General features: G+C 72.2%; 10 protein-coding genes. 7 read left to right on the top strand and 3 right to left on the bottom strand.

Going from position 1 to position 12,425, the window contains the following annotated elements; all coding sequences use genetic code 11:
- Positions 1–182 precede the first annotated feature (182 nt).
- Both ABZO31_RS04350 and ptsP read left to right on the top strand, forming a co-directional pair.
- Positions 183–632 carry a PTS sugar transporter subunit IIA gene (locus ABZO31_RS04350; protein ID WP_406859607.1) on the top strand — a complete coding sequence of 150 codons (450 nt, stop codon included), beginning with the start codon at positions 183–185 and terminating at the stop codon, positions 630–632.
- A gap of 81 nt (positions 633–713) precedes the next feature.
- Positions 714–2,384, top strand: coding sequence for a phosphoenolpyruvate--protein phosphotransferase (gene ptsP, locus ABZO31_RS04355; protein ID WP_406859609.1), 1,671 nt, complete (start codon positions 714–716; stop codon positions 2,382–2,384).
- Positions 2,385–2,475: 91 nt separating this feature from the next.
- Here ptsP and ABZO31_RS04360 read toward each other — a convergent pair whose 3' ends face one another.
- Both ABZO31_RS04360 and ABZO31_RS04365 read right to left on the bottom strand, forming a co-directional pair.
- A complete protein-coding gene (locus ABZO31_RS04360) occupies positions 2,476–3,492 on the bottom strand; it encodes a hypothetical protein (protein WP_406859610.1) in 1,017 nt (338 codons plus the stop codon).
- A gap of 82 nt (positions 3,493–3,574) precedes the next feature.
- Positions 3,575–5,569, bottom strand: coding sequence for an acetoacetate--CoA ligase (locus ABZO31_RS04365; protein ID WP_406859611.1), 1,995 nt, complete (start codon positions 5,567–5,569; stop codon positions 3,575–3,577).
- A 214-nt stretch (positions 5,570–5,783) separates the two neighbouring features.
- On the opposite strand from ABZO31_RS04365, the gene ABZO31_RS04370 reads away from it, so the two are divergent.
- On the top strand, positions 5,784–8,183 hold the full coding sequence (locus tag ABZO31_RS04370) for a TIM-barrel domain-containing protein (RefSeq protein ID WP_406859612.1): 2,400 nt from the start codon (positions 5,784–5,786) through the stop codon (positions 8,181–8,183).
- Between the two features lie 158 nt (positions 8,184–8,341).
- Here ABZO31_RS04370 and ABZO31_RS04375 read toward each other — a convergent pair whose 3' ends face one another.
- Positions 8,342–8,848 carry an NUDIX domain-containing protein gene (locus tag ABZO31_RS04375; protein ID WP_406859613.1) on the bottom strand — a complete coding sequence of 169 codons (507 nt, stop codon included), beginning with the start codon at positions 8,846–8,848 and terminating at the stop codon, positions 8,342–8,344.
- 59 nt (positions 8,849–8,907) lie between these two features.
- On the opposite strand from ABZO31_RS04375, the gene ABZO31_RS04380 reads away from it, so the two are divergent.
- From ABZO31_RS04380 to ABZO31_RS04395, 4 genes are all read left to right on the top strand, one after another.
- A complete protein-coding gene (locus tag ABZO31_RS04380; RefSeq protein WP_406859614.1) occupies positions 8,908–9,714 on the top strand; it encodes a M15 family metallopeptidase in 807 nt (268 codons plus the stop codon).
- A gap of 183 nt (positions 9,715–9,897) precedes the next feature.
- On the top strand, positions 9,898–10,332 hold the full coding sequence (locus tag ABZO31_RS04385; protein WP_406865251.1) for a Zn-ribbon domain-containing OB-fold protein: 435 nt from the start codon (positions 9,898–9,900) through the stop codon (positions 10,330–10,332).
- Positions 10,329–11,516 (top strand): lipid-transfer protein, encoded by a 1,188-nt coding sequence (locus ABZO31_RS04390; RefSeq protein ID WP_406859615.1) that lies wholly within the window; start codon positions 10,329–10,331, stop codon positions 11,514–11,516. Before ABZO31_RS04385 ends, ABZO31_RS04390 begins: the two co-directional genes overlap by 4 nt.
- A 147-nt stretch (positions 11,517–11,663) precedes the next feature.
- Positions 11,664–12,425, top strand: a complete 762-nt coding sequence (locus ABZO31_RS04395; RefSeq protein ID WP_406859616.1) for an MIP/aquaporin family protein — start codon at positions 11,664–11,666, stop codon at positions 12,423–12,425.

Here is a 12,425-nt window from a genome sequence, read left to right on the forward strand (position 1 = left end):
ACAGTACATCCCACCGCCAGTGGAGGCAAACCGTTTCGGGAAGTTCGTAGGTCCATGAACCCGTACCAATCGGTACACCTCATGGGGAACCGGGACTTCCCATGACATACGCTTCTGCTCAGTACGCCGTCCGGGACAGGCAGTGACGGCGCCACACCATCTCCGCCCCTGGGAGGCTTCCCATGACATCCGTGACGTCGCCACTTGCCGGCCGCGCCATCGGTCTCGCCGCAGTGCCCGACCCCGTCTTCTCCGGTGCGATGGTCGGGCCCGGTACCGCCATCGATCCCGTGCGCGAGCCCTCGGAGGCCGTGGCCCCCGTGGACGGGATCGTCGTCTCGCTCCACCCGCATGCCTTCGTCGTCGTCGACGACCAGGGCCACGGGGTGCTCACCCACCTCGGGATCGACACCGTCCAGCTGAACGGTCAGGGCTTCGAGCTCCTCGTGAACAAGGGGGACACCGTGCAGCGCGGACAGGCGCTGATCCGGTGGAACCCGGCCGAGGTGGAGGCCGCGGGCAAGTCCCCCATCAGCCCCGTCGTGGCTCTGGAGGCCACGGTCGACTCTCTCTCCGGCGTCGTCGAGGACGGCGACGTGAAGTCCGGCGACGCGCTCTTCTCCTGGAAGTGACGCCAGGCTCGCCCCTGGGGCGAGCGCGTACGACATTCATCGCGGCGGCCCGGTGCCGCCGCTCTATCGGAGACGGGTGAGATGGAGACAACGCTGCGAGGCGTCGGCGTCAGCCATGGGGTGGCGATCGGCCAGGTCCGGCACATGGGTACGGCGGTGCTCGAGCCGCCGGCCAAGCAGATTGCCGCGGACGAGGCTCCGCGCGAGCAGGGGCGCGCCCGCCAGGCCGTGGACGCTGTGGCCGCGGATCTGGTGGCGCGCGGCAATCTGGCCGGCGGGGAGGCGCAGCATGTGCTGGAGGCCCAGGCGATGATCGCCCAGGACCCCGAGCTCATGGCGGATGTCGACCGCCGGGTCGCCGTGGGCAGCACGGCGGAACGCGGTATCTACGACGCCTTCTCGCACTACCGCGAGCTGCTCGCGGGTGCGGGCGAGTACATGGCCGGCCGGGTGGCCGACCTGGACGATGTGCGGAACCGGATCGTGGCGCGCCTCCTCGGCGTGCCGATGCCGGGTGTGCCGGACAGCGACGAGCCGTACGTGCTGATCGCGCGGGACCTCGCTCCGGCCGACACGGCGCTGCTCGACCCGACGCTGGTGCTCGGGTTCGTGACCGAGGAGGGCGGGCCGACCAGTCACAGCGCGATTCTCGCGCGGGCGCTCGGCGTGCCGGCCGTGGTCGCGCTCCCGGGTGCGGGCGAGCTGGCCGAGGGCATCGTCATCGCGGTGGACGGCAGCACGGGCGACATCTTCGTCGAGCCGAGCGCCGAGAAGCGGGCCGAGCTGGAGCAGGCGGCCGCGGAGCGCAAGGCCGCGCTGGCCGCGTCGAGCGGTCCGGGTGCGACGTCGGACGGGCACAAGGTGCCGCTGCTCGCGAACGTGGGCGGTCCGGCGGACGTGCCGGCCGCGGTCGAGGCGGGTGCGGAGGGCGTGGGCCTGTTCCGTACCGAGTTCCTCTTCCTGGACGACAGCCGGAAGGCGCCGTCCGAGGACAAGCAGTACGAGGCGTACCGGCAGGTCCTGGAGGCGTTCCCCGAGGGCCGGGTGGTCGTGCGGGTGCTCGACGCGGGCGCGGACAAGCCGCTGGACTTCCTGACTCCGGCGGACGAGCCGAACCCGGCGCTGGGCGTGCGGGGTCTGCGGACGCTGCTGGACCACCCGGAGGTGCTGCGGACACAGCTGACCGCGCTGGCGAAGGCGGCCGAGGGGCTGCCGGTGTACCTGGAGGTCATGGCGCCGATGGTGGCGGACCGCCAGGACGCGAAGGCGTTCGCGGACGCCTGCCGGGCGGCCGGGCTGCAGGCGAAGTTCGGTGCGATGGTGGAGATCCCGTCGGCCGCGCTGCGGGCGCGTTCGATCCTGCAGGAGGTCGAGTTCCTGTCGCTGGGCACGAACGACCTCGCGCAGTACACCTTCGCCGCCGACCGGCAGGTCGGTGCGGTGTCGCGGCTGCAGGACCCGTGGCAGCCGGCCCTGCTCGACCTCGTGGCGCTGTCCGCGGAGGCGGCGAGGGCCGAGGGCAAGAGCTGTGGCGTCTGCGGTGAGGCCGCGGCGGATCCGCTGCTGGCGTGTGTGCTGACGGGTCTGGGCGTCACCTCCTTGTCGATGGGTGCGGCGTCGATCCCGTATGTGCGGGCGACGCTGGCGAAGTACACGCTGGCGCAGTGCGAGCGGGCTGCGGCCGCGGCGCGTGCGGCGGACTCCGCCGACGAGGCGCGGCGCGCGGCGCAGGCGGTGCTGTCCGGCGAGTGAGCCGGCGGGCCGTCGTCGTACGGCGGCCCGGTGTCGAGGGGCTTCCCGCCCGGTGGGCGGGGAGCCCCTCGGTCGTCTTCTCCCGCGCATGTCAGTGGTGGTCGGGCCAGGGGGTGTCGGGGGTGATGTCGAAGCCGGCGCGGTAGTCGACGTGGGGTTCGGGGGCGAGGGGTTCGCCGGTGTCGGCGTCGGTGCAGTAGGCGTTGAAGACCTCTGCCTCGGTGAGCGGGATCAGGTTGCCCCCGTCGAGTCGCCAGCCGTGCAGGCGGTCGCGGGCGCCGGGGCGGGAGGTGCGCAGGACGAGTCCTCCGGGGCCGTGCAGGGCGATGCCGGCGGCGAGGACCATGAGGAACTCGGTCCACGGGCCCGTGGGTTCGAGCGGGGGTGGCTGCGCGGGGCCCGTCTCGGTGTGGAGCACGGCGAGGAGCGTCTCCTCCTGGGCCGGGATGCTGCAGACGAGGTGGTGGACTCCGGGTCCGGCGGCGTCGAGGAGCCGGCGCAGGAGGTGGACGGCCCGGGTGTGCGCGGCGCGGCCGATGTCCTGGCCGCACTCGGCGCAGGCCCCGGCGTCGGCCAGGAGCAGCATGGCGTACTGGTGGGTGGCGTGCCGGACCGCGGTGTCGACGAGGATCGGGAGCAGTTCGCCCAGGGGCTGGCCGGTGTAGGCCACGTGGGTGCCGGTGGCGGTGAGTTCGGCGGTGTAGCGGCTGCGCGAGGCCGGAGTGTCGGGGTCGGCGCCGGTGTCGGCGCAGTAGTCCTCGTAGTCCGCCGGGTCGAAGAGGGCGACGGTCGTGTGGCCGCCCTGGGAGGCGAGGGCCTTGAGCAGGCGCTCCACCTCGTGGAGGTACGTGGGGTGGTCGTCGAAGGGGAAGCTCGGGTAGCGGTCGGTCATGGTCGCGAAGTCCTCGGCGTCGACGAGGACGCCGAGGGTGCGGACCACTTCGCGCCGCAGGGTGCGGCGGAGGGACGGGGCCGAGGGCGGCCGGGTCCTGGCCGCCCTGCGCCTGTGGGCGTTGCGAGTGGGCGCGGTGCCCTTGTTGCCCTCGGTGCCCTTGGTTGTCCCGGTGGTGTTGGTGTTCTTTGCGTTCTTCGCGGTTCCCTTGCGCATTTCTCCCCCTGCCACGGATCGATCAGTGCTCACTCACCGTAATCGTGAGCACTGACAGTGACCGTTCGAGGGAGGCCTGCGCTCAGCTCCCGTCGCGCTTCAGCTGCGTGTAGAAGGTGAGCAGGGACGGGTTGTCGACCGAGCCCGGGTTGACGGCCTTCTCCAGGGCGGTGCCCTGCAGGAGTCGCTTGACCGGGACCTCCAGGCGCTTGCCCGTCAGAGTGTGCGGGATCGCCTCGACCTGGATGATGTCGTCGGGGACGTGGCGCGGGGAGAGTTCGGTGCGGAGGGTCTGCTTGATGCGGGCGATCAGCTGCTCGTCCAGCGTCGCACCGTCCGCGAGGTGGACGAAGAGCGGCATCCAGTAGCCGCCGTTCGGTTCCTCCAGGCCGATGACCAGGGACTCGCGGATCTCCGGGAGGCGTTCCACCGCCTCGTAGATGTCGGCGCTGCCCATCCGGACGCCCTGGCGGTTCAGGGTCGAGTCGGAGCGGCCGTGGATGACGACCGAGCCGTGGTCGGTGATCGTGATCCAGTCGCCGTGCCGCCAGACACCGGGGTACATGTCGAAGTAGCTGTCCCGGTAGCGGGCGCCGTCGGGGTCGTTCCAGAAGCGGATCGGCATGGACGGCATCGGGTTGGTGACGACCAGCTCGCCGACCTCGCCGGTCAGCGGCTTGCCGGCCGGGTCCCAGGACTGCAGGTCCGTGCCCAGGCAGGCCGCCTGGAGCTCGCCGATGTGGACCGGGAGCGTGGGCACCGCGCCCGCGAAGCAGGAGCAGACGTCCGTGCCGCCGCTGACGGAGGCGATCCACAGGTCCTCGCGGACCTCGTCGTGCAGCCAGCGGAAGCCGTCGGGCGGCAGCGGGGAGCCCGTGGTCGCCACGCACTTCACGCGCGACAGGTCGAAGTCCCGGCCGGGATGCGCCTCGGCCTTCGCGCAGGCCATCACGTACGCCGCCGAGGTGCCGTACAGCGTCGCGCCGGTGCGCTCGGCGATCCGCCACTGCGCGGCGATGTCGGGGTAGCCGGGGCTGCCGTCGTAGAGGACGACCGTCGTGCCGGTGAGGAGGCCGGAGACGAGGAAGTTCCACATCATCCAGCCGGTGGAGGTGTACCAGAAGAACACGTCCTCCGGGCCCAGGTCGCAGTGCAGGCCCAGCTGCTTGTAGTGCTCGAGCAGGATGCCGCCCTGGGACTGCACGATCGCCTTCGGCAGGCCGGTCGTGCCGGAGGAGTACAGGATCCAGAGCGGGTGGTCGAACGGGACCGGCTCGAACACCGGCTCCGTGTCGGCCGCCACCAGGTCCGTCCACTCCAGCGCGCCCTCCGGCGCCTCCGTGCCGAGGAGCGGGATGTGGACGACGGCCCGGAGCGTGGGCAGCTCGGCGCGGAGTTCGGCGACGGTCTCGCGGCGGTCGTGCTCCTTGCCGCCGTAGCGGTAGCCGTCCACGGCGAACAGGACGACCGGCTCGACCTGCTGGAAGCGGTCGAGGACGCTGCGCGCGCCGAAGTCCGGGGCGCAGGAGGTCCACACCGCGCCGACGGCGGCGGTGGCGAGGAGGGCGACGGTGGCCTGCGGGACGTTGGGCACGTAGGCGCTGACGCGGTCGCCGGGGCGGACTCCGAGGGCGCGCAGTTCGGCGGCGAGGGAGCCGACCTGGCGGCGGAGTTCGGCCCAGGTCACGGGGACGGGCTCGTGTGTCTCGTCCACATGGAGGAGCGCCGTGTCGTGGGGGCGGTCCTCGGCGGTGCGCAGGGCGTGCTCGGCGTAGTTGAGGGTGGCGCCGGGGAACCACTCGGCCCCCGGCATCGAGCGGTCGCCGAGGACGCGCTCGTACGGGGCGCTGAAGCGGATGTCGAACCACTCCGCCACGGCCTGCCAGAACGTCTCCAGCTCGGCGACGGACCACGCGTGCAGGGCCGGGTAGCCGCCCTCGGCGGGGGCGCCGAAGCGCTCGGCGGCCCAGGCCTGGAAGCGGGTGACCGCGGCCGAGTCGATGCGGTCCTGGTCCGGCTGCCACAGCGGCTCGGCCGGCGAGGAGTGCGGCGGCTGCGCTTGCTGCGATGACGTCATGGGTACGGCTCCCTGGCTGCTACGCGGGTCTGCGTGGTGCGCGCACGGGCTGGGGTGTGCGCGTGACACGACTGACAGGGACGATGCCATGTGATCGTCTTTCGCACCAGGGCTCCCCACCCATGGTCGAGCAGCTGAATATGTGCTCCCACCACGGGTGAACGGCAGTTGAACGAACCTCTCCCGCGCTCTGCCGGATGGCAGGGTGACCTTCATGAACGGTGGGCGTGGGCATCGGTTGGGGCAGTCGGTGGTGGAGTCGGTGCGGGTCGTGGGTGCGGGGAAGGTGTCGGGCGCCGTACGGGGCCTGCAGGGGTTTGTGTCGGCGTTGCGGCGGCGTCGGACGGACGCGTGGGGGCTGCCGGCCCGGGGGGCGGAGCGGGCCCGGGTGCCGGGGCCGGTCGGCGAGGCGGAGCCTCTGCCGGGCGGCGGGATCGTCCGGTTCGCCCGGTCCGAGCTGCGGATCAGTGTCTCGGTGGGCGGCACCGTGTTCTGGGGCTGGGACGGCGCCGGGCCGCTGCCCTCGTACGCGCTGGCCGGCGAGCCGCCCGAGCCGGACGCGCGGGCCCGCCTCGAACCGGACAAGGACGGCGGCTGGCGCGTGGTGTCGGAGCGCGTGACGGTGGCGGTGTCCCGGCACGGGGCGGTGGAGATCCGCACTCCGGGAGGCGTTTTACTGCGCCGGGACCTGCCGCCGCGGTGGTGGGAGCCGGTGGCGGGTGGGCCGGCGCGCTGGGTGCAGCGGAGCGAGGTGCCGGCGGACGCGCGGTTCTTCGGTCTGGGCGGGCGGGCGTCGGGGCCGCGGCTGCGGGACGGCACGTACGAGCTGTGGAACACGGACCCCAAGGGCGGTTTCTCGACCGGGGACGACCCGCTGTACATCACGATGCCGGTGCAGTTCGTGGTCTCGGACGCGGGGACGCATCTCGCCTTTCACGACAACGCGTGGGAAGGGCGGGTCACTCTTGCCGAGGGCGAGGAGGGGGCCGGTTCCGGTCATGACCGGCCCGGGAGCAGCGAGGTCCGGATGGGCGGCGGGCCGCTGCGCTGCTGGGTGGTCGTGGGCACGCCGGCGCGGGTGCTGCACGGCTGGGCGGCGCTGACCGGTGCGCCGGCGCTGCCGCCGGCCTGGGCGCTGGGTCCGCAGCACGCGCGCTGGGGGTTCGGCAGTGCGCGGGAGGTGCGGCGGGTGGTGGCCGGGTACCGGGAGCGGGGGCTGCCGCTGTCGGCGGTTCATCTGGACATCGACCACTACGACCAGCACCGGGTGTTCACCGTGGACCGGGAACGGTTCCCCGATCTGCCGGGGCTCGCGGCGGAGCTGCGGGAGCAGGGCGTACGGCTGGTGTCGATCGTCGACCCGGCCGTGAAGGCGGAGCCGGGAAACGCGGTGTACGACTCCGGGGTCGCGGCGGACGCGTTCGTGCGGGACGCGCGAGGGCGGGAGGTCCGGGGGGTGGTGTGGCCGGGCGAGTGCGCGTACCCGGACTTCACGGACGCGGGGGTGCGGAAGTGGTGGGGCGAGCTGTACGAGGAGCGGCTCGCGCAGGGGTTCGCCGGGTTCTGGCACGACATGAACGAGCCGGTCTCCTTCGCCCCCTTCGGTGACATGACCCTGCCGCGGTCTGCGCGGCACGCGCTCGAGGGGAGGGGCGGGGACCATCGCGAGGCGCACAACGTGTACGGGCTCGCCATGGCGCGGGCCGGGTACGAGGGGCTGCGGCGGCTGCGTCCCGACGAGCGGCCGTTCCTGTTCACACGGTCGGGATGGGCCGGGATGCAGCGGTACGGCGGGACGTGGTCGGGTGACGTCTCGACCGGGTGGCCGGGTTTGCGGGCCTCGTTGTCGCTGGTGCTGGGGCTCGGGCTGTGCGGGGTGCCGTACTCGGGACCGGACGTCGGCGGGTTCGACGGGGCGCCCTCGCCGGAGCTGTTCCTGCGGTGGTTCCAGCTGGGGGCGTGGCTGCCGCTGTTCCGGACGCATGCGGCGATCGACGCGGGGCGGCGGGAGCCGTGGGAGTTCGGGGCGGAGGTTCTGGAGCACGCGCGGGCGGCGGTCGTCGAGCGGGAGCGGCTGCGGCCGTACTTCGTGACGCTGGCGCAGCTGGCGCGGCTGACCGGTGCGCCGTATGTGCGGCCGATGTGGTGGGGTGCGCCGGAGGACCGGGCCCTGCGGGACTGCGAGGACGCGTTTCTGCTGGGCGATGCGCTGCTGGTGGCGCCGGTGCTGACGGGTGGTGCGGATCGGCGGGCGGTGCGGTTGCCGCGGGGGCGGTGGTACGACACGGCTACGGAGCGGGTGTACGAGGGGCCGGGGCAGGTGCTGCTCGATGCGCCGGTGTCCCGGATTCCGGTTCTGGCGCGGGCGGGCTCGGTGCTGCCGGTCCGGGGGGAGGACGGGGGGCTGGCGCTGGAGGTCTGGGCGCCGGCGGCGGGGCGTACCGGTGGGGGGCTCGTCGTGCGGGATCGGGGGGACGGGTGGGAGGGGGCGTCGATCGAGCGGTACTCCACTCGTCTGGTGGACGGCTGTGTGGTGGTGGAGCGGGTGACCGAGGCGGGGGTGGAGGGGGTGCTTGACCTTCCGGTGCGGGTCAGGGGGTGGGTCGGCCGGTGAGGTGGGTGGTGCGTGGGGGACGTTCCGGGGCGCGCGTTCGGGACTGCATGATTTACGGCGCGTTCGGGTCGCCTCGGTTCTGAGCGTTTCTCCTGCGCCACGCATCACGCTTTACGTCCCGAACACGCGCCCCGGAACGTCCCCCACTCCCGTCCGTCTCAGGCGTACGCGCCCGCGAACCAGCGGCGGGCCGCCGTCGTGTGGAGGGGGAAGCCGAGGTCCGTCGGCTCGGTGAGGAGGTGCCAGCCCGTCGTCTCGTCGGTGGGGGTCGGGGGCGGGAGGGTCACTGCCTCGCGGGTCGGGAGGAGGCCGAAGAGGAGGAGGTGGTCCGTGGAGCTCAGGGCGTCTGCCAGGCGGACGTCGGTGGCGGGCGCCTCGATGCCTGTCTCCTCGTGGAGCTCGCGGACGATCGCGTCCCGCCAGTCCTCCCCGTGGTCGATGAAGCCGCCCGGCAGGGCGACGCGGCCGCGGGCCGGTTCGATGGTGCGGGTGATCACGACGAGGCCCGTGCCGGCGGAGTGCCGCGCGGGGAGCAGGGTCACCGCCACCGGGAGCGGGTTGCGGTACGTCGTTCCGCCGCAGGCGTCGCAGGTGCGGGGCCAGCTCGCGTCGGCGGGGTAGGCGGAACCGCAGTACGAGCAGTGGGAGTTCGTCTTGTCAGTCACGAGCCGACCGTAGTCAATGGTCTTTTCCCGTGGGGCTGCTGACTGATAGACGGGTGCACATGACAGGACTTGCTTCCGCTTTCCGTGCCCTCGGTGTGTTCGCCGCCGCCACTCTGCTCGCCACCGCCGCCGTTCCCTCGGCACAGGCGAAGCCGGAGCCCAAGGCGCCGCAGGAGTTCGTGGCGTTGAGCTCGGTCGACCGGACCATCATCCAGGAGATGCGCTACACCACCGCTCACAATTTCGTCGGCGAGCCTGTCGACGGCTACCGGCAGCCGCTGTGCATCCTCACTCGGCCTGCCGCCGAGGCGCTGGGGCGTGCGCAGACCGTGCTGCGGGCGCAGGGGTACTCGCTGAAGGTGTACGACTGCTACCGGCCGCAGCGGGCCGTCGACCACTTCGTGCGCTGGGCCAAGGACCTGGCGGACGAGCGGATGAAGGCCGAGTTCTATCCGCATGTCGACAAGTCGAGGCTGTTCGCGGACGGGTACATCGCCGAGAAGTCCGGGCACAGTCGGGGGTCGACCGTCGATCTGACGGTCGTTCGGCTGCCGGCTGCCCCTACCCGCCCGTATGTGCCCGGTGAGGTGCTCGCGCCTTGTTATGCACCCCGGGACGAGCGGTTTCCGGACAATTCAGTGGACATGGGGACGGGGTATGACTGTTTCGACACGTTGTCGCACACCGATGATCCGCGGATCCAGGGCGAGCAGCGGGCCAACCGGCAGTTGCTGAAGTCCACGCTGGGCGCGCAGGGGTTCGTCAATCTGCCCGAGGAGTGGTGGCACTTCACCTTCAAGCCGGAGCCGTTCCCGAGCACCTTCTTCGACTTTCCGGTGGCGCGGCGGTCCGTGGCCGGGCACTGACATGCAGGGAGGACGACGGCCGTCCGGGACCACCCCCGTGGGTTCCGGACGGCCGTCGTGTCGTACGTCCTCTACGACGCCGATCTCGTCTCCGTGGTTCTCAGGTTTTCGGATTCGTGCAAGACTCCTGACGGTTCGTCAGATGTGGAGGGGTGGGGCGTCGTGGCAGCTGTGCGGAGACCGGTGGTGAGCGGGTGGTTCACCGGGGACGGCGAGGTCCCGTTTCGGCTTCTCGGGACGCGTTGCTCGGCTTGTTCCTCGGTCTTCTTTCCTCGGGAGGACGACTGGTGCAGGAATCCCGGCTGTTCCGGCGGCACGCTCGTGGAGGTGCCGCTGTCGCGGAGGGGGCGGGTGTGGTCGTGTACGGATGGGCGGTACCGGCCGCCTGCGCCTTACGTGTCGGATCCGGACGTGCCGTGGGAGCCGTACACCCTGGTTGCCGTCGAGCTCGCCGCGGAGGCCCTCGTCGTGCTCGGCCAGGCCGTGCCGGGGGCGACGGTGGCGGATCTGCCGGTCGGGGCCGAGGTCGAGCTGGTGCCCGGGGTGCTCAATGAGGACGACTCGTGCGTCTGGACCACCTGGCACTGGCGGCCCGTCGGTGGGGAGGAGGGGCGATGACCGATGTCGCCGTCCTCGGTGCGGGCATGCATCCCTGGGGGAAGTGGGGGCGGAGTTTCGTCTCGTACGGGAGGGTCGCCGCGGGCGAGGCGCTGGCCGACGCGGGGCTGGAGTGGCGGGACGTCGGCGCGATCGTCGGGGCGGACACCGTACGGGGCGGGTACCCGGGGTACGTCGCGGGTGCCACGTTCGCCCAGGCTCTCGGCTGGCAGGGGGCGCGGGTCACCAGCGTGTACGCGGCCTGTGCCTCCGGTGCGCAGGCGATCGGCGCGGCGCGGGCACAGATCCTGGCGGGGCTCGCGGACGTGGTCCTCGTGGTGGGGGCGGACGCCGCGCCCAAGGGCTTCTTCGCCCCGGCGGGCGGGGACCGGCCGGACGATCCGGACTGGTTGCGGTTCCGGATCCTGGGGGCGACGAATCCCGCGTACTTCGCGCTGTACGCCCGGCGCCGGATGGCCCTGCACGGTGACACGGTCGAGGACTTCGCGCAGGTCAAGGTGAAGAACGCGGCGGCCGGCGCGCTCAATCCGCGGGCGCGGTACCGCAAGCCGGTGACCGCCGAGGAGGTGGCGGCCTCCGCGGTGGTCGCCGATCCGCTGCGGCTGCTCGACATCTGCGCGACGTCCGACGGCGGCGCGGCGCTGGTGCTGTCCAGCATGGAGTTCGCCCGGCGGCACGGGCGGCCGGACCCGGTGCGGATCCGTGCGGTGTCGACCGTCACGCCCGTGTACCCGAAGACCGTGCTCGATCTGCCCGACATCGCCACGGACTCGGCCGTCGCCGTCGCCCCAGGGGCGCACAGCTTCCGCGCTTCGATCGCGAAGGCCGCGTACGAGGAGGCGGGGATCGGGCCCGAGGACCTGTCGCTGGCCGAGGTGTACGACCTGTCCACGGCGCTGGAGCTGGAGTGGTACGAGGACCTCGGGCTGTGCGGGGCGGGTGAGGGGGCGAAGCTCGTACGGGAAGGGGCGACGGCTCTCGGCGGGCGGATTCCGGTCAACGTGAGCGGCGGGCTCGCGTCGTTCGGGGAGGCGGTTCCGGCGCAGGCGATCGCCCAGGTCTGCGAGCTGACCTGGCAGCTGCGGGGTGCGGCCGGTGAGCGGCAGGTGGCGGGGGCGCGCGTGGGGATGACCGCGAACCAGGGGCTGTTCGGGCACGGGTCGGCAGTGGTGGCGGTGCGGTGACTCCGGCCGGTTGACCTTCCGGTCCCTGGTGTCCACTGCGGACCGTCTGAACTGGGGCTGTTGTCACATCCCTTGACGGTCTCTCAGGACCGCTGAAGACTGCCGTCTCGCTTCCCCGTCATGGAACCGTTCCCCTCTGGAGCCGCCATGAGCAACGGAGACATCTTCCTCGGCGAGACCATAGGAACAGCGATCCTCATTCTGTTCGGCGCCGGCGTCTGCGCCGCCGTCACCCTCCGCTTCTCCAAGGCGAGAGCCGCCGGCTGGGTGGTCATCGCCTTCGGCTGGGGCTTCGCGGTGCTGGCCGGCGCGTACACGGCCGCGCCGCTGTCCGGCGGACACCTCAATCCGGCCGTCACGGTCGGCGTCGCCGTCGACACCGGCGCATGGGACAAGGTCCCGGTGTACGTGTCCGGGCAGATGGTCGGCGCCTTCGTCGGCGCGGTGCTGGCCTGGCTGACGTACTACGCCCAGTTCGCGGCGAACGCGGACGCCCAGCACGCGACGCCTACTCTGGGGATCTTCTCCACAGCGCCCGAGATCCGCAATCCCGTGGCCAACCTGACGACGGAGGTCATCGCGACCGTCGCGCTCGTGCTGCCGATCCTCGCCTTCGGCCGGAACAACGGCATCGGCATCGGTCAGATCCCGGGGCTCGACGCCGGGATCTACGGGTCCGGCATCTCCGTGCTGCTGGTGTCGTTCCTGGTCGTCGGTATCGGTCTGTCGCTCGGCGGGCCCACCGGGTACGCGATCAACCCGGCCCGCGACCTCGGGCCGCGGATCGCCCACGCGGTGCTGCCGATCCCGAACAAGGGGACCTCGGACTGGGGTTACGCGTGGATCCCGGTCGCCGGACCGCTGATCGGCGGCGTGCTCGCCGGGGTCGTCTTCAACCTGGTCTTCTGA

Source organism: Streptomyces solicamelliae, assembly GCF_045348655.1.
In the GTDB taxonomy this organism is placed as follows: domain Bacteria; phylum Actinomycetota; class Actinomycetes; order Streptomycetales; family Streptomycetaceae; genus Streptomyces; species Streptomyces solicamelliae.

Bases quoted from the DNA above. Each gene is read 5' to 3' on its own strand.
- ABZO31_RS04350 (WP_406859607.1), top strand. From the start codon at position 183: ATGACATCCGTGACGTCGCCACTTGCCGGCCGCGCCATCGGTCTCGCC.
- ptsP (WP_406859609.1), top strand. From the start codon at position 714: ATGGAGACAACGCTGCGAGGCGTCGGCGTCAGCCATGGGGTGGCGATC.
- ABZO31_RS04360 (WP_406859610.1), bottom strand. From the start codon at position 3,492: ATGCGCAAGGGAACCGCGAAGAACGCAAAGAACACCAACACCACCGGG.
- ABZO31_RS04365 (WP_406859611.1), bottom strand. From the start codon at position 5,569: ATGACGTCATCGCAGCAAGCGCAGCCGCCGCACTCCTCGCCGGCCGAG.
- ABZO31_RS04370 (WP_406859612.1), top strand. From the start codon at position 5,784: ATGAACGGTGGGCGTGGGCATCGGTTGGGGCAGTCGGTGGTGGAGTCG.
- ABZO31_RS04380 (WP_406859614.1), top strand. From the start codon at position 8,908: ATGACAGGACTTGCTTCCGCTTTCCGTGCCCTCGGTGTGTTCGCCGCC.
- ABZO31_RS04390 (WP_406859615.1), top strand. From the start codon at position 10,329: ATGACCGATGTCGCCGTCCTCGGTGCGGGCATGCATCCCTGGGGGAAG.
- ABZO31_RS04395 (WP_406859616.1), top strand. From the start codon at position 11,664: ATGAGCAACGGAGACATCTTCCTCGGCGAGACCATAGGAACAGCGATC.